Annotated in this window: 14 protein-coding genes and 1 riboswitch; of the genes, 9 read left to right on the forward strand and 5 right to left on the reverse strand. The window is 50.1% G+C overall.

The features are described 5' to 3' along the window. Positions 1–15 precede the first annotated feature (15 nt). Positions 16–789 carry a sugar phosphate isomerase/epimerase family protein gene (locus ACEN86_RS01705; protein ID WP_495632660.1) on the reverse strand — a complete coding sequence of 258 codons (774 nt, stop codon included), beginning with the start codon at positions 787–789 and terminating at the stop codon, positions 16–18. 142 nt (positions 790–931) lie between these two features. On the opposite strand from ACEN86_RS01705, the gene ACEN86_RS01710 reads away from it, so the two are divergent. From ACEN86_RS01710 to ACEN86_RS01730, 5 genes are all read left to right on the forward strand, one after another. Next, positions 932–1,729, forward strand: a complete 798-nt coding sequence (locus tag ACEN86_RS01710; RefSeq protein WP_495632661.1) for a helix-turn-helix domain-containing protein — start codon at positions 932–934, stop codon at positions 1,727–1,729. Between the two features lie 206 nt (positions 1,730–1,935). Continuing rightward, complete coding sequence (locus ACEN86_RS01715; protein WP_495632662.1) at positions 1,936–2,517, forward strand: helix-turn-helix domain-containing protein; 582 nt, start codon at positions 1,936–1,938, stop codon at positions 2,515–2,517. Continuing rightward, positions 2,498–3,199: a hypothetical protein gene (locus ACEN86_RS01720; RefSeq protein ID WP_495632663.1), complete on the forward strand. Its 702-nt coding sequence runs from the start codon at positions 2,498–2,500 to the stop codon at positions 3,197–3,199. The genes ACEN86_RS01715 and ACEN86_RS01720 overlap by 20 nt, the downstream gene beginning before the upstream one ends. Positions 3,200–3,413: 214 nt before the next feature. Beyond that, a complete protein-coding gene (gene msrA / locus ACEN86_RS01725; RefSeq protein ID WP_495632664.1) occupies positions 3,414–4,061 on the forward strand; it encodes a peptide-methionine (S)-S-oxide reductase MsrA in 648 nt (215 codons plus the stop codon). 99 nt (positions 4,062–4,160) lie between these two features. After that, entirely contained in the window at positions 4,161–4,349 is a 189-nt protein-coding gene (locus ACEN86_RS01730) for a hypothetical protein (RefSeq protein WP_495632665.1), read from the forward strand. A gap of 112 nt (positions 4,350–4,461) precedes the next feature. Here the strand turns inward: ACEN86_RS01730 and ACEN86_RS01735 are convergent, their stop codons facing one another. Continuing rightward, positions 4,462–5,061, reverse strand: coding sequence for a flavin reductase family protein (locus ACEN86_RS01735; protein WP_495632666.1), 600 nt, complete (start codon positions 5,059–5,061; stop codon positions 4,462–4,464). Between the two features lie 132 nt (positions 5,062–5,193). Between ACEN86_RS01735 and ACEN86_RS01740 the strand changes: the two genes are divergently transcribed. From ACEN86_RS01740 to ACEN86_RS01750, 3 genes are all read left to right on the forward strand, one after another. Beyond that, the gene (locus tag ACEN86_RS01740) at positions 5,194–5,886 is read left to right on the forward strand and encodes an ArsR/SmtB family transcription factor (protein WP_495634188.1); all 693 of its coding nucleotides are present in this window, start codon (positions 5,194–5,196) and stop codon (positions 5,884–5,886) included. Positions 5,887–5,991: 105 nt separating this feature from the next. Then, positions 5,992–7,467, forward strand: coding sequence for an HD-GYP domain-containing protein (locus tag ACEN86_RS01745; RefSeq protein WP_495632667.1), 1,476 nt, complete (start codon positions 5,992–5,994; stop codon positions 7,465–7,467). 53 nt (positions 7,468–7,520) lie between these two features. Continuing rightward, entirely contained in the window at positions 7,521–8,018 is a 498-nt protein-coding gene (locus tag ACEN86_RS01750) for a hypothetical protein (protein ID WP_495632668.1), read from the forward strand. Positions 8,019–8,118: 100 nt separating this feature from the next. Here ACEN86_RS01750 and ACEN86_RS01755 read toward each other — a convergent pair whose 3' ends face one another. The 3 genes from ACEN86_RS01755 to ACEN86_RS01765 all read right to left on the reverse strand — a co-directional run bounded on the left by ACEN86_RS01755 (position 8,119) and on the right by ACEN86_RS01765 (position 15,953). Next, positions 8,119–9,942 carry an APC family permease gene (locus tag ACEN86_RS01755; protein WP_495632669.1) on the reverse strand — a complete coding sequence of 608 codons (1,824 nt, stop codon included), beginning with the start codon at positions 9,940–9,942 and terminating at the stop codon, positions 8,119–8,121. Positions 9,943–10,069: 127 nt separating this feature from the next. Next, a riboswitch (cyclic di-AMP (ydaO/yuaA leader) is annotated at positions 10,070–10,216 on the reverse strand. A gap of 211 nt (positions 10,217–10,427) precedes the next feature. Then, entirely contained in the window at positions 10,428–14,564 is a 4,137-nt protein-coding gene (locus tag ACEN86_RS01760; protein WP_495632670.1) for a bifunctional 2',3'-cyclic-nucleotide 2'-phosphodiesterase/3'-nucleotidase, read from the reverse strand. A 345-nt stretch (positions 14,565–14,909) separates the two neighbouring features. Then, positions 14,910–15,953: a hypothetical protein gene (locus tag ACEN86_RS01765; RefSeq protein WP_495632671.1), complete on the reverse strand. Its 1,044-nt coding sequence runs from the start codon at positions 15,951–15,953 to the stop codon at positions 14,910–14,912. A 174-nt stretch (positions 15,954–16,127) separates the two neighbouring features. Between ACEN86_RS01765 and ACEN86_RS01770 the strand changes: the two genes are divergently transcribed. Next, positions 16,128–16,364, forward strand: a complete 237-nt coding sequence (locus tag ACEN86_RS01770) for a DUF6953 family protein (RefSeq protein WP_495632672.1) — start codon at positions 16,128–16,130, stop codon at positions 16,362–16,364. Positions 16,365–16,372: the final 8 nt, after the last annotated feature.

Raw genomic sequence — 16,372 nt, forward strand, 5'->3', positions numbered from 1 at the left:
TCTCCTTTGACCTGATTAGAATTGGTTAAGATAATTGAGCTTCAGCCAGTTCAAGCTGTTCGCAACGCTCTCTAGCGGCGGATTCTGGCAGAAATCCTGCTCGACGATCAGCCACTGCACTCCTGCATCCGCAGCTGTCTCAATGACAGCGGGAAGGTCTACAGAGCCTTGGCTAAGCTCCAGGGTAACCATTTGGCCCTGCTCATCCTTGCTGAAGTCCTTCAAATGAAGCAGCGGCAGACGGCCCGCATATTTTTGAATATAGGCAATCGGATCCTGTCCGGCAAATTGAACCCAGCATACATCCAGTTCCACTTGAACAGCTTCCGGAGTCGTCTCAGCGAACATGGCATCAAATGCAGTCAGATCGCCAACCTGATCCTGGAATTCGAAGTCGTGATTGTGGTAACCGAAGATCAGTCCCTGCTTGCGAGCCTCAGCTCCTGCCTCTTGCAGGAAGGAGAAGAGCTCTTTCCAGCCGTCGCCCTGCGGACGGTCTTCAGGAGCCAGGTAAGGACAAATGATATACTCGGCACCGATCGTCTTGAGGTAGTCAATTTCCTTCTGAAGGTCTGTACGCATCGCTTGAAGCGGAACATGGCTGCTAATTGCTTTGAGTCCAAGCTCGTCTAAGAGCGCTTTCATTTCATCGGCTGGAATATCGCCGTAGCCCGCAAATTCTACCCCTTCATACCCAAGCTCTGCAACCTTGCGAAGCGTTCCGCGGAAGTCCTCAGCCGTCTCATCGCGAAGCGTATACAGCTGTAAGCCAATACCTAATCTTCTCATGTAACACACCTCATTCTATGGAAATATATTAAGTGCCCTATCTGATTCCAGAATAATTGAAAATAGGCTAAAATGAACATACACAATCTACGCATAACCTGAACTATTTGATTACATTTTTAGGTAGGGGGACAGGAAACATATGGACACAACTCTACTCATCTGCGACTATTCCTATCACTCAAAGCCGTTTGTCCAGAGCTACCGGAGTGGATTAACCAATTATTTGTTCAGACTGCAGACGGAAGGCACCTGCAAGGTATACTTCCGCGGGCAGGAGTACAACATACAGGCTGGAGATTTGATTCTGCTTAAACCCGGGGAGGATTACGCTCTCGAAGTGAAGGACACGGATCATAGCGGCCGGATGTCCAGCGGGGACTATTATATCTTTTGTGAGGGTACATGGATTGATGAGTGGTGGAGCCGCACCACAAGACCTGTAGTCCATCATATCGGAGTCGATGAGAAGCTGCTTCGGCTGTGGCAGAACCTGCTGATCGAGAAGCGGCGGGGACCGCTGGAAGAGAACCCCGAAATCATGGACTATTTGCTAAAGGGACTGTGTCTCTATATGGACAGGGCCATTGCGGAGAATACACAGTCCAACCGGACGGGATTTGCGGCACTCAGGCTGAAGCGGTTCATCGAGGAGCATGCAACAGTCACCTTTAAGCTGGAAGAGGCGGCTAAATACGCCGGACTTAGTCTCTCCCGGTCGGTTCGACTATTCAAAGACTATTACGGAATGACCATGATCGGCTATGCGACCCAGATCAGGCTTAACGCGGCTCTGGAGCGGATGAAATACAGCTCGATGACGCTGGAGAACATTGCGGAGACCTGTGGCTTCTCCAGCTACTCCTACTTCCACCGCGTATTTCGGGCCAAATTCGGGATATCCCCGAATGTGTACAGATCGCAAGAAGGAGGGGGCTAGGGTTAGCTGCGAGATTACAGATCATAATCAAACATCTCAGCAAGGATCAGCGATGGATTATTAGCGAGGAGCCTTTCATGCGGATTCAGAGCTATCGTTCAGATGCATAACTGCTTGGAACGACAGCTCTTTTTTTCGTATTGACAATAATACACCTATAATATTATCATTATCAATAATGATAACAATCTAAAGGAGGTCTGGAGATGGCAAACGCAAAAATGGACCTGATTATGCATCCCATCCGGATGCGGATCATCCAGGCTCTCGTAGCCGGCAAGCCCATGACGACCCAGCAGCTGTCCGAAATGCTGCCGGATGTGCCGCAGGCAACCATGTACCGTCATCTAAATAAGCTGCGTCAAGCCAAGCTGATTCACGTGGTGGAGGAGAAGCAGGTTCGGGGTACGACAGAGAAGGTATATGCTCTTGCGGCAGGCGGTGCAGATGCAACTCCCCAGGATGTGACGAAGTTGTCCGCTGACGAGCATATGCAGCTGTTCATGAAATTTGTGATGAGTCTGCTCGCAGATTTCGATGAATATTTGCAGCAGGATGAATATGACCTTGTCAAGGATGGGGTATCGTTCCGTCAGACTCAGTTCTATCTGACCGATGAAGAGTATATGCAGATGCTGCTTGATCTACGCGGGCAGCTGGCCCGCTATATGGGGAACAAGCCAGGGGATGGAAGGCGCAGACGCATGATGACCACCATCGTCATCCCTGATAAGAATATGACTAACCGTACGCAAATGGAGGAAGAGAATGATGACAACCCAAGTTAGTCCTGCGAAGGAACCTATGGAGAAGTTGATGAAGAAAGGAATGCCTCTGCTACCGGTATATGTACTTGTTCCGGTATTGTTCTGGCTTGGCTTCAGCAGCTTTGGCACGGATATGGTCTGGAAGGCCTTCGGCCTGGGGGCCTTAGGATGGGTGATTGCCTTATTGCTGCGCGGGCCAGTCAGCGCCATAGGACTCAAGCTGCCGAAGGAACGGGCACAGAAGATTATTGTAGGCTCCTCCGGACCTCTGGAGGAAGGCGTTCGGCTTGGCATTCTACTTCTAACCGGCAGCGGCTTTTCTTGGGCGCTCTCTCTGGGACAAGGCTGGGCCGCCGTTGAAGTGCTGTACACGATGATTCAGGTTGTAGCCATCGCGTCGTTGGCCCGTCGTACGGATGAGAAGGCCATGCAAGCCAAGGCGATGCTGGAAGCGCAGGGAACGGTTACGGCGAACCCGTTATGGGGTATCGTCGAGAGAATATTCGCCAGCGCCTTCCATATCGGCTTCACCCTGCTCGTGGCGAGGTATCACTGGCTGGTGATTGCTTTGATTCCTCTGCATAGTGCGGTCAACTTGATTGCACTCGGGCTGGCTAAGAAATCTATTGCGCTGGTTGAGGTGACCATGGCTGTCGTAGGTACCGCAGCACTTGTGGCAGGCATACTCGTCTTTCAGTTATAAATGATGGCTGGCTGGCGGAAGACAGGCTTCTAATTTCGGAATTGAATGGAGACACCTTTCGGGGTGTCTTTTAGCTTTGTGCTAAGATAAAGGGGAAGTGGGCATAAGGGACAATCCCTGCCCAAGCCAACAAAGAAGCCGTGCAAGAGTATAACTTCAACAACAATAATGCAATGACTATATAAGTAGAAATAAATCCAGTCAGGGAGGGATTATGATGTCTTCTTATTCAACAAAGCGTGTGGAGACTGCGACGCTCGGTATGGGCTGTTTCTGGAGCCCGGATGCCTTATTCGGCAGCCTGCCTGGCGTGATTAGAACCCAAACGGGGTATGCCGGAGGAACAACAGCGCAGCCCTCCTACCGGGATATGGGCGATCATTCCGAGATGGTCCAATTGAACTTTGACCCGGAGATCCTCAGCTTTGAAGATATCCTGCGCATATTCTGGAATAACCATAATCCGGTTAATATCAACGATTATAAGGGGCGCCAGTACAGATCTATGGTGCTGTATCACAATGAGCAGCAGAGGGACAAGGTGGAGCAGATCATCAGGGAAAGAGTACAGGAGGGGAAAGGGAAGCCTGAAACGGAGATTTCGCCTTATGCAGCATTCTACCCGGCTGAGGAGCGGCACCAGAAATATTACCTTCACCGTTATCCAAATGCGGTGGATAAGCTCAGCTCTATCTACCCGTCCCACCAGGAACGGGTGGATTCAACTCTTGGAGCCCGGCTGAATGGATTAGCGAAAGGGTATACGAATCTGTCCCAAATTAAGCAGGAAATTGCCTGGTGGAGGATGGACCCAGGTGAGCGTGAAAAGCTGGTGAATCTGATCACGGGAATCAGATGGTAAGAAAAAAATGTGATTCTAATCATATTGTGAAATAAATCACAATATAGGGGTGAGGGGTGTGATATATTTAACTCGTAAAGAAGATAAGGAGTGATTAAGATGAGAACAGTCAATCAAGAAGTCGTAACTAGAAACCTTATGCAGTTCTGTTATACCTGTGAGGATGCACATTTGTGTACTACTGAAGAAGCTTGTCAGGAATGCTGGGCAGCCAAAGGATTGCTTCATCTCGAAGAACAGGACGGCGCTGAAGAGACACGCGCACTGCTACAAGAATACTATGCTTGATTCGTCAACAACCTCACAGTCCACAATAAGGCAAACCTGATCTTACCCGGTAGAGGGAGAGGTCAGGTTTGTTTTTTTATGGGATTGTTATGAAACTTTGCTTAAGCTCTCCTTATACCTTGGCCCGGAATGACTTCCCGAGAGGCTGCCCGAGACCGAAATAGTGCCGAAAGTTATAAATCAAAGGGCTCCATTTGTTCGGATCGATATGATTCTGCTCCAAGATGATCTCTTCGTGTACATGAACCTGGATAACCTCAGTCTCGATGATGGCAAAGTCCGGTTGGTCATCTGGAATGCGAATATGCCTGACTTCTGCCTCAAGTTGAATGGGGCACTCCGCTATTCGATCCGGCTGAACTGAGAACGACCGGACCGCCGTGAGTCCGCTTATAGAATACTTATCCTTCTCATATGTAAACCCTATCTTCCTCTTATCTTGTGGTACGCACTTTTTCCCCGTATATGAAGCCAGCCGCTCAACATGTTCCCACAGCGAGGGTCCTGGCACGTTAATCACACATTCAGGATGCTTTTGCAGGTTCTCGAATGCTTTTCCGCTGACGCCAAGACCCAATACGATACGGAAGCCCAGGGCCCAGGATGATGAGATTGGACTAATGTTCACGGTGCCGTCCCCGTTCAAGGTATTTAGCAGAATGACCGGTGTGCCGTAGTATAGAATACTCGGGTTAATGGTTATGGTCTTCATTGTATGTCCCTCCCAAATTAAGTTCCCCTTTATTGTAGAGCACAGAAGTTTCCATTATTATCGAAGTATGGATTGCACAAGGGAAGCGAAGTAGGAGGAACGTATACGGATCGGGAGCTGATAAAAATGAAAATGAATACGAATGGCAGCGTTGCTCTGGTAGCATCACTGGCAAGCGACCCATCGCGTGCTGCCATATTAACCGCATTGCTGGATGGAAGGCTGCATCCGGCAGGCGAATTAGCTTATATGGCAGGCATTAAGCCGCAGACAGCCAGCTTTCACCTGAGCAGAATGATTGAAGCGGGCGTGGTCTCTGTCACCAAACAAGGAAGGCACCGGTATTACGGCATATCGGATCAGCAGGTCGCCCAGGTGATGGAGTCCTTGTTGTCGATCTCAAGACCTCAGGAGATCAAATCGCTGAGGCAAGCTCAGCAGGATGAGCAGATCCGCAAGGCCAGAACTTGTTATGATCATATTGCAGGGAGACTGGGTGTGCAGATCGCTGATTCACTGCTGAAGCTGGGTGTTCTTGAGGCAGATCAGGAACAGGATCAATTCATATTGACGGAGAAAGGGGAGAATTTCTTCAGCCGCCTGCAGATTGATGTGGCTGAAGTTAAGCGGAGAAGGCGTTCCTTTTCCCATAAATGTCTGGATTGGAGTGAAAGACAGTATCATTTGGCGGGAGCGCTGGGTGAAGCCCTTTTACATAGATTGATTGAGGTGAATTGGATTCAGCGGTTACCTAACACGAGGGCCATCCGCGTTACGGATGAGGGCAGAAAAGGATTTCAGGAGATATTCCTTATCGATATATAAGAGAAAATTTATGCACAGCATGAATATTCTGCCGCCTTATAATGTGATACACTGTAGTGACTTGAGACTAAATGCCTATTTGTTGTGTTGAAGGGGATATATTTGATGAAATTGCGTGATGTTGCTGGTCCGGTTATGGCCGTAATCGTGCCTTTCGTACTATTTGAATTCCTTAAGGCACATCCTTCATGGGATGTCCTCCTGGTTGCACCCAAGGGACATTTCTATGTGGTCAGTTCGGTCGCCATGCTGGCCGTGATGGTAGCTATTGCTGTAGGAATCGCGGGACATCGCGTGCGAAATATAAAAGTAAGCTTCCTGGCACTTGCGTTCATTTCGCTGGGTGAAATATTTACGGTTCATGGATTGTCTACGCCTAATCTGATGATACATGCTTCACATCTTCCCGGAGTTGCAGCACAGGCGAGCACGCTGCTTGCGACGTTCTGGTTATGCCTGTCTTCCATGTCTACGGACTCGGCGCTCATTGTGAGGCTCTCCGGGCTGCAGGGCAGACTGATTCCGATATGGCTCGCCTTTATTGTAGTACTCAGCATTGTAAGCTTTATGAATCCGCATCTAATGAATCTAATCCCGCTGGATCAGAACCCTTTGAGGTGGCCGGTTGCCTGCCTGGTAGCTGCCATGAATCTGAATACCATATACCGGTACTTCCAATCTTACCGTTATTCCCGGTTCCCGCTGCAGAAGGCCATTATCTACAGCTGCTGCTGGCTTATTGTGGCCCAGTATATTATGGCGGCGGGAGAGTTATGGCGTGTTAGCTGGTGGATGTATCACTTCCTGCTTCTTGCATCGATGATTGTCATGATAACAGGACTTCTACGGCAGTATGCTTCCAATCCTTCATGGAATATGACCTTCAAAGGACTCTACTCCACCGATCCGATGGAGCGGATTACGAGCTGCTTGTCTCCGAGCGTAAGGAACCTGATTCATGCAACCGAAGAGAAGGACCTGTATACGGCTGGACACAACTTCAGGGTTACGATGTATGCGATGAAGCTGGGTGAGGAGATGAAGCTGTCACCCGAGGAGCTGCGGGCGATTTCCCAAGGGACCATCATTCATGATGTCGGCAAAATCCATGTTCCCAATGAAGTCCTGAACAAGCCGGGGCGTCTGACTCCGGAGGAAAGGGAGATTATTGAGCTTCATCCCGTCAAAGGTTATGAGATGTGCCGGACGCTTGGATTCATGAAGGATGAGCTGGATATTATCCGATCCCATCATGAGAAGTGGGATGGCACTGGATATCCGGACCAGCTAAAGGGAGAGCAGATTCCTCTGCTGGCCAGGATTGTAGCTGTCGCAGATGTATATGATGCGCTCACCTCAACCAGAGCCTACCGGAAGGCTTGGACCCATGAAGAAGCGATGGCGCTGATCACGAGGGACCAGGGAACTCATTTTGACACGGAATGTGTTAAAGCCTGGATCCGCGTATGCAAGCAGGACCCGGAGGTCTATGAATATCCAGCGCATCTGGTTGAAGACTGGGATCAACAAAGGATGCTGCACCAAGGGGCGGAGAATAAAGGAGCAGGCTCGGTTGGTTAGAGTTAGATCGGCAGCTTTTTGCTTATAAATCGAAAAAGGGGAATCGTCTCGGAATGAAGGATAAGCTGAAAGGGTTAATTGTAGGGATTGTAATTGGGACTATGCTGACGGGAGCTACGGCTGTGGCCTCTGGAGGTACGAGTATCAAAGCACTGCTTCAAAAGGTAAATATCTATGTGGATGGTGCCAAGAAGACAAGCACTGATTCTATTACGTATAAGGGCACTACCTATGTGCCAGTAAGAGCCATTGGTAATTCCATGAGCAAGCAGGTAGGACTATACGGCAGCAACCTTTATATTGGAAAGCAGCCAGCCATTAAGATTACCGAAGACCAAGCTATTGACCTGGTCTATAAGAAGATTAAGAAAGATGCTGACAAATACCATCTACATTTTATGATCGATTCGGATGACAACAATAAATATACCGTCCAGGTCTTTGAAGACATGCAGGACCATATCGCAACTTACGGGTGGTATTACGTTAATAAAACAACAGGGAAAGTAACGAAGATGGATATCGTTTCGGGTGAAGAGGTTGATCTGTAAGATGTGAGTTGCCGGCTAAGTGAAGCCGCTTTTAAGGTTGGAAAATTGAAGGGGAGTCCGAGGCCGGTTATTGCGGCTTACGGGACTCCCCTTTGTATTGTTACTTGGTCAGGTGATAAGGAACGGTGGATACAATGACTTTTCTCCGATACAGCAGCTTGGTGCGAATCACAAGGCCGGACTGATTATGCAGGATGTTGTGCCAGCCCTTCTTGGGAATGAACTGGGGAATCACCACGGTGACCTGATAATTCGATTCACCTGCCTTGCGCTGGACGGTATCTACGAATTTAAGAAGCGGTTGGATGATACTTCGGTAAGGCGAGTATAGGGTGACCAGTCGGACATCAGGCTGCCACTTCATCCATTTGGCCTCAAATTCGTTCTCATCCTGCCGCTCAAAGGATACATACACCGCAATAACCTGGTGCGCGTTAAGCGACTTGGCATAGTTCAGTGTATTCTCAACGACATGAGTAATTCCCGCCACCGGAACGATGATGACATTGCCCTCGATGGGCACCGCCGGCTCACAGGTTGTAAGACGAAGCTGGTCCCCGACAGCTAGATAATGCTTCTTAATCCGGTAAAAGATATAGATGATAATCGGCAGGAAGATCAATACAGGCCATACCTGCGCGAACTTGGTCAAGAAGAACATGATCGTAACAATCAAGCTGATCAGGGCGCCGATGCTGTTAATGATGAGTTTGGACATCCAGCCGCTTGGCTTCTCCCGAACCCATTTGAAGATCATCCCGGTCTGGGACAGGGTGAACGGGATGAACACGCCCACAGCATACAGCGGAATCAGATGCTCTGTCTGTCCTTTGAACACCAGGATTAGCAGGATGGAGCAGACTCCGAGAATAATAATACCGTTAGAGTACCCCAATCGGTCTCCGCGAACCGTGAACATTCTGGGAATGAACTTATCCTTCGCCAGATTGACAGCCAGCAGCGGGAATGCGGAATATCCCGTATTGGCGGCGAGAATCAAGATTAAAGCAGTCGTCCCTTGAATGAAGTAGTACATGAAATTCCGTCCAAAGGTCTGTTCAGCAATTTGTGACACCACAGTAACCTTGGCCTGAGGCGCAACCCCGTAATAGTAAGCCATGAACACGATCCCGGTGAACAGCAGGGCCAGCAGTGTCCCCATCGCCATCAAGGTTTTGGAGGCATTATTTGGAGCCGGATCCTTGAAGTTCGGAATCGCATTGGAGATCGCCTCCACACCGGTGAGCGCCGAGCTCCCGGAGGCGAACGCCTTGAGAAGCAGGAACAGGCTGATCCCCGCAACAGGTGTACCCACAGGGGTATGTAGCGCGGGAGATACATGGCCGGTCAGTATGTTGTAAATCCCTACTCCAATCAGAATGAACAGAGCCAGCACGAACAGATATACCGGATAAGCCAGAATGGAGGCCGACTCCGTCACACCTCGAAGGTTCAAGGTCGTAATGAGCAGCACGAATACAATGGCGATGATCACGGTAAAAGGATGCAGACTGGGAAAAGCTGAGGTGATGGCATCCGTACCGGCCGACACACTCACCGCAACAGTCAGAATGTAATCGACCAGCAGGGAGCCTCCGGCAACCAGGCCGTAGTTCATTCCAAGGTTCTCCTTGGACACGACATACGCCCCTCCGCCATGCGGATAAGCAAAGATAATTTGACGATAAGATAAAATAAGAGCCGCGAGCAATACCAGCACACCCACCGCAATCGGGATGGAATACCAGAAGGCCGCCGCACTAAGGGTAACCAGTACAATCAGGATCTGTTCAGGACCGTAGGCTACGGACGATAGTGCATCGGATGAAAGGATTGCTAGGGCTTTGGTTTTATTAAGCTTTTGTTCGCCAAGTTCGTTCGATTTAAGCGGGCGCCCAATTAGGAATCTCTTGAGAGATGACAATCTTTTCACCACCATTTACGTCAATAATTTTAACAACTCAAGTACACCGTACGAAGTATAAAATGCCCATCAGTCTTATCATAAATACCGTGGGCACCTGGATATTTTCACTTAACCTAAGCTCCACCTTCCTTCTCAAATAACGCTTACGGAGTTAGCTGTCGGATTCGGGCCCTTGAGTAGCCCTACCTTGATAGGATTCACCCCTTGGATTGCTGCGGCAATCCTCTTGAACGGTTCCCCCGTACTTAACAAGTTTCAGCGATTTGGAAATTGAAACCGATGCTTATATTACTCCCCTCCATCATCCTTGTAAACACTTTTTCATCCACATTAAACGGCCTTTCCCGGGGTTGAATTACCACGAATCCAAGCAAGCGGTTTCATTTGTTTGTACATAAGGAAACTTATTCCTCACACATTTTTGCCATAAATTAAGAACCCCTTCCGATAATCCGGAGGGGGTTCGCTTATTAGATATAAGATTAGTTCACTTTCGTAATCCGGTTCTCGATCTTCGCATCAATGTCCTTGCCTGCGAATTTCGTCTTAACATAATCGATAAATGCATCGAGATCCACGGCGCCCGCTTCACGGTTCGTGCCCTTAGTCAGCACGGTGTACCCGTCTCCGCCTGAAGCCATGAAGTCATTCACTGCGATCGTATAGTTAGCTGTATCTTCGAGCGGTGTACCATCAGCTTTCTTGATCTCAGTAATCTTGGAGCCATCCGGCTTGCTGCTATCGTATTTGTAAGTTAAGCCGGAGACTTGACCAATACGGATAGTAGTGCCGTTCCATTGCTGGTTAAGCAGCTCCTTGATCTGTGCTCCGGTCAAGGTTAGCTTCACCAAGGCATTACCGAAAGGCTCTATTCCGAACATATTGCCATAAGTGATATTGCCCTGCGGCAGGTCATTACGGATACCGCCAGAGTTCATGAATCCGAAGTCGGTCTTCATCGCATCACGCATGCTGTCTGCAATCAGATTACCGAGTGCTGACTCGCCGGAAGCATTGGCTGTGCGGGTAATTGCTGCCGCGGTCTTGCCTACAGAAGCGTTCAACACAGGAGCATTCTTCGCTAGATAGTCACTTACCATCTTCGTGATTTCCGCATCCGGAGTGATTCCTTCGTGCTTCGTATCCACGATAGCAGCTTTCTTGCTGATAATATTTTGGGAGGCACGGTCAATTTCCAGATCTAGATCAGAGAAAGCAACGCCGTAAGAATAAGATTCTACGATTAGCTTGCCGTCTACTACGGCGTTCAGGCCGCCATGGTCATGTCCGCCCAGAATCACATCGACCTCATCATCCACACTGTTCGCGAGATCAACCACTTCGCCGGTCGGCGCATCCTTGGAGCCGGAGAAGGGGTCGTGAGCCAGAATGACGATGGATTTGATGCCTTGTGCCTTAAGTTCAGCTACGGCTTTATTCACGGCTGTAGTCTGATCTGTGAAGGTAAGTCCTTTGACACCGGCAGGGCTGACAATAGTAGGTGTAGTATTTGTAACTACTCCGATAAAACCGATTTTTACGCCGCCCACTTCCTTGACCGTGTACGCCGGAAGGAACGGTTTGCCGTTCGCATCAAGAACGTTGGCTACTACATACGGGAAGCTGGCACCTGCAAAGTCATGCCCGTCTTTCGGGTTCTTGCCGCCATGAATTAGGCGCAGTGCTTCTGCTGCACCTTTGTCAAATTCGTGGTTACCTACGGTACCCACCGCGAAGCCGAGGCGGTTAAGGAAATCAATCGTTGGCTCGTCCTGCAGCAGGGCGGACACAGGAGAGCTTGCGCCAACCGCATCGCCTGCATGAACAAGCAGGGTGTTCGGGTTCTTGGCTTTGTACTGCTTCAGATAAGCCGCAAGGTAGTCTGCTCCTCCTACGGTGGAGGTCACTTTGCCTGTGGCATCCTTGTAGTCTTTCTTGTAATCCAGCTGGCCGTGGAAGTCATTGATACCCAGCAGCTGTACGGAAATGTTCGTAATGAGCGTGTCGACTACCTTGGCTGCTTCGGCGCGGTTCGAAGTGGCAGCAGGCTCGAATTTGCCTCCGCTGCGGCCGTTCATCACACCGCGGTCAACGATAACGTTGATATCAGCTTTGGCCCAAGCGCTGATCTTGGCACTGTCCGCAAACTTCGCTTCGGTGCTGACCTTGAGCTTCTCGCCAGCTTTGATATCCAGCGCATGCTTCGCCATAACAGCCATCTCTTCGCGAGTTACCGGCTTGTTCGGTTCAAAGGTGGATTTGCTTGTTCCATTAATGAGCCCGTTCTCGTAAGCGGCAATAACAGCGCCTGCGAACCAGCTCTTGTCAGATACATCCTTGAAAGTAGATTTCCCTTTGGCCTTCAGGTTCAGCGCCTTCACCAGCAGGTTGGCGAACTCGGCACGGGTTACCGAAGCGTTCGGATCAAAGGTGGTTGCGGTCTTGCCTGTTACGATCTGCTTGGCGACCAGGTTACGAATATAAGTAAAGGCCCAGTGTACAGCAGGGACATCCTTGAAGATTGGGCTATCTGGTGATGGTGTAGAGGTGCCCGGTTGTTCAGGAGCTGGTACTGGAGCAGCTGACTTGCTCAGATCCAGCTTGAAGATGCCAAAGCCCTTGTCATCGGTCTTGTTCGTATATTGAATGTTGTTCGTCAGCTTCGCGTACGTCTCGGCTTTGGGAGACGAAGTGAAGGTCACATTGACATCGCTACTTATCGGTGCGATAGACCAGTTGTTGTCCGCTGTAGGATTGATTTCTTTGTTGGCGGAAATGTAGTTCATCAGAATCTGGCGGTTCTCATCCGGGCTGTCGATGATGTACTTGCTTCCTTTGACACCAGGGAAGTTACCGCCGCCGCTTGCGCGGTAGTTATTGGTGGCCACGATGAAGTCCTGATTCGGATCCACCGGCTTGCCTTGGTACTGCAGGTTCACGATGCGGCTGCTGTTCGCATCATTCACCGTACCGTCGATGTTATATTTGGCCGGCTTGGTGACATCGACTTGGTAAGTTACGCCATCAATCACGTCGAAGTTATACACCTGGAAGCTCGGGTTCAGAAGCGGCTGCTCGTCCTTCTTGGCAGGATCGATCTGGTTGAACTTGCCTGCGGACATTTCAAGCCATTCCTTAACTACAGAACCCTTAACCAGGATGGCTTTCAGAGTATTGTCATATAGGTACAGGTCACCGGCACTCTTAATAGCCAGAGGACCCTTGGCGATCTCTGTGAATTCTTCAGGACCGTTACGTCCGGCCTTGAATGGAGCCCCTACTGACAGAATTGGAGTCTTGGCATACTCCGGCAGGTTCTTCTTCACATAGTCAGCAACATACTCTCTTTGGGCGTTCGTGACGATTTGAACCGAAGGGTCGTCCTGAACGAGTGCAAAATAGCTGTGGATTGGAGCCGTTGTGGTTCCGATCGGGCTGTTCGCATAGGCCATAGTTGCTTCGTGATCAGGTGTAATGGCATCCACCACAGCCTGGTCAGGCTCGGCGAGTGACTTCTTGTTCGCAGCATCATAAATGGCTTTGGTAGAGGACTGCGAGGAGGATACTTTCCATACCCCGTCTTTCTTCTCCAGAGTCAAATCGATAATACCGAGGTTGCTCCCGCCGTACCCGGCTTGAACAGCCGGAACGCCGTTGATGGTTCCCTTGGTATTGTCCACTTCAGGGAGGACATTGCCGGCCGAGTCCTTGAACAGGGCATCGAGGGCCTTGTCCGTAGCGGCCGGGAACACCTTGTGCGTGTGAGAGAAGGTAATGGCATCAATGCCAGGCACCTTGCTAAGTGGAAGGATGACATCTTCATCTTTCACGTAAGGCTTGGCCTTGCTGTTAAAGCCGGTATGAGCCATCGCGATGACGATATCGGCGCCCGCTTTTCTCATCTCAGGGACGAACTTCTCGGCCGTAGCCACAATATCCTTGGTGATAACTTTGCCTTCAAGATTGGCCTTGTCCCATTCCGTGATCTGCGGGGTAACTAGACCGAGGACACCGATCTTAACGGTCTGATCCTGGCCTGCTTCATCTTTATAGGTTTTGGTGATAATTTCATAGGGCTTGAAGCGGTTGACGTCATTATCCGGGTTGTTGTCTTTATCATCCTTGTAGACGTTCGCATTGATATAAGGGAAATTCGCCTTCTTCACCACTTGATCCAGGAAGTCCAGGCCATAGTTAAATTCGTGGTTGCCGAGTGTAGCTGCATCATAGCCCATCAGGTTCATCGCTTTATAGACAGCATGAGTCTGATCCGGCTTAACAGGGTTCACAAGCGCTTCATATGTACCCAGGGGTGTACCTTGAATTAGGTCGCCGTTATCGACGAGCAGGGTGTTGGGCTCCTCTTTGCGGGCTTCCTTTACTAGAGTTGCCGTTCTCGCCAGACCTACGGTAGGCGCTGCAGCACTCTTGTAATAGTCATAGGACATCAGATTGGTATGAACATCCGTCGTCTCCATGATTCTGAGCTTTAATGGAGAATTTGCTGTGGCTGCGGCATCCGCAGAGGCAAGCACACCGTGGAAAGGCAGTGCAAGCAAGCTTAAAGCCAAGGAAGATGTAATCACTTTGCTAAGTTTTTTTGGTAGTCCCTTGTTCACGTAATTCTTCATCCCTCTCATTGAGTAGTCTATGAATCTATTCATTCTAGTACACCCATATAATAATGGAGATTTATTAAAAGAGATACATATTTTAGATAAATAAGTCATCAGAATGTAAAATTATTGAACTGAGGTTAATTATAAGCTGTGAAAACAAAGCTGCCGGCCTAGATTGGAATCATCTGGAGTAAAATGGAAGTTAATTGTAAACGTCTGGTAATTCATATTGGTCAGGAGTATACATATAAAGAAATCGCCCCTTTGTAAAATGGAAGCACCACACAACCATCACAAAAGGGGCGATTTTTTCTAGAAATGATAAGCTTTGATTAAAAAAGTAACTTAACCCTGCTCTTTCTCCTTGTCACCGCCGAATTGAACGCCCAGATGGCCATTGTGGCTGCCGAGGTTGCCTCCAATGTCAAAACCTACCCCTTTGCCGCCGCCCAAATGGGCATCGCTGTGAATCCCTACGCCAAGATTGCCGCCCACCTTGCCGCCTACGTCATAGCCGACCCCTTTGCCGATGCCAAGGTGTCCGCCGGCGTGTGCGCCAATGCCGTTCTTGCCGCCTACATTGGCTCCGGCCTCAAAGCCGAGGCCCTGCTTCAGGCTGAGGTCCGCGCCGGCATGGGCGCCAATGCCATAGGTGCTGCCGCCTAAGTGGCCCTTGGCCTGGGCACCGATCCCTTGGCCGCCGATGTGGCCTTCGCCTTGAAGCCCAAGCCCGTGGCTGCCGCCAATCTTGGCTCCCGTGTCCACCTGAAGGCCCTGGCCGCTGCCAAGGCTGGCATCGGCATGAACCCCCACGCCGTAACTGCTGCCGCCCAGGTGGCCGCCAGCCTTGAGCCCGGCTCCTTGACCGCCGCCGAGATGACCGGCGGTCTGCAGACCCACCCCATGCTCGCCGCCCAGGCTTCCGGCTGCATCGAAGGCAAGCCCCTGGCCTCCGCCAACCTGGGCATCGGCATGGGCATCCAGCCCGTATTTGCCGCCATACTGGGCTTTGGACTGAAGGTTCAGCTCGAAATCGCGGGGCTTAATCTCGGTGTCATCATTTCTTCCGTGGTGCTGTCCGCCCCCGTGATGGTGCTCCTCCTCGTGATGGGGCCCAATTCCGCCCCCCTGGTGATATCCGGGATAACCTCCGCCAGGGAAATACCCTGGGTACGGATAGCCGAAGTAGGGAGGAAAGGGTGGATATGGAGGATAAGGCGGATATGACGGATAAGGGTAGGGCGGGTATAATTTTGGATAAGGATAGATGTAAAGATAAGGATTAGGGTAAGAATACGGATAAATGGAGCGATAAGCAGGATATCTATTTGGGACATGCTGCGGATACGCCGTCTGAACAGTCTGGCCGATACTCACGTCTCTTCTCATACAGGAACCCTCCAATAATATTGATGATGTAGCCTATTCACAAATGTGCGGAAATGACACCCGCCCAAGAGAACAGAGCCCTCTATTCATACAGGAGGGGGCTCCATTGAAGGATGACCCCAAATCAGATACCATGCTGTATAGGACTAGATCACTTAAGGAGCTGAGAAGCGAGTGGAAGTTACAGAGCAGCAGGTTGCCGAGTGGATGGTCCAGGAGATCAGACACCGAGGCATCCTTCACCAAGAAGAAGCGATTGGGTATGTCAGAGATCATTTCGGGGAACAGTATGTTTTTATCAATGAGAACGGCAATGCCTCACTGTCCAAAGAAGTGAAGAAGGCGTTCCGTAAGCTGCATGGCGGCCGGGTAGCCTGGGACCGGGACGGGTTCTTCTGGGCATGGACCTAAGGTTCGCA

The sequence above is a fragment of the Paenibacillus sp. Paensp111 genome (assembly GCF_059492195.1).

Bases quoted from the DNA above. Each gene is read 5' to 3' on its own strand.
- ACEN86_RS01750 (WP_495632668.1), top strand. From the start codon at position 7,521: ATGAAGGATAAGCTGAAAGGGTTAATTGTAGGGATTGTAATTGGGACT.
- ACEN86_RS01735 (WP_495632666.1), bottom strand. From the start codon at position 5,061: ATGAAGACCATAACCATTAACCCGAGTATTCTATACTACGGCACACCG.
- ACEN86_RS01730 (WP_495632665.1), top strand. From the start codon at position 4,161: ATGAGAACAGTCAATCAAGAAGTCGTAACTAGAAACCTTATGCAGTTC.
- ACEN86_RS01740 (WP_495634188.1), top strand. From the start codon at position 5,194: ATGAATACGAATGGCAGCGTTGCTCTGGTAGCATCACTGGCAAGCGAC.
- ACEN86_RS01745 (WP_495632667.1), top strand. From the start codon at position 5,992: ATGAAATTGCGTGATGTTGCTGGTCCGGTTATGGCCGTAATCGTGCCT.
- ACEN86_RS01715 (WP_495632662.1), top strand. From the start codon at position 1,936: ATGGCAAACGCAAAAATGGACCTGATTATGCATCCCATCCGGATGCGG.
- ACEN86_RS01765 (WP_495632671.1), bottom strand. From the start codon at position 15,953: ATGAGAAGAGACGTGAGTATCGGCCAGACTGTTCAGACGGCGTATCCG.
- msrA (WP_495632664.1), top strand. From the start codon at position 3,414: ATGATGTCTTCTTATTCAACAAAGCGTGTGGAGACTGCGACGCTCGGT.
- ACEN86_RS01720 (WP_495632663.1), top strand. From the start codon at position 2,498: ATGATGACAACCCAAGTTAGTCCTGCGAAGGAACCTATGGAGAAGTTG.
- ACEN86_RS01710 (WP_495632661.1), top strand. From the start codon at position 932: ATGGACACAACTCTACTCATCTGCGACTATTCCTATCACTCAAAGCCG.
- ACEN86_RS01705 (WP_495632660.1), bottom strand. From the start codon at position 789: ATGAGAAGATTAGGTATTGGCTTACAGCTGTATACGCTTCGCGATGAG.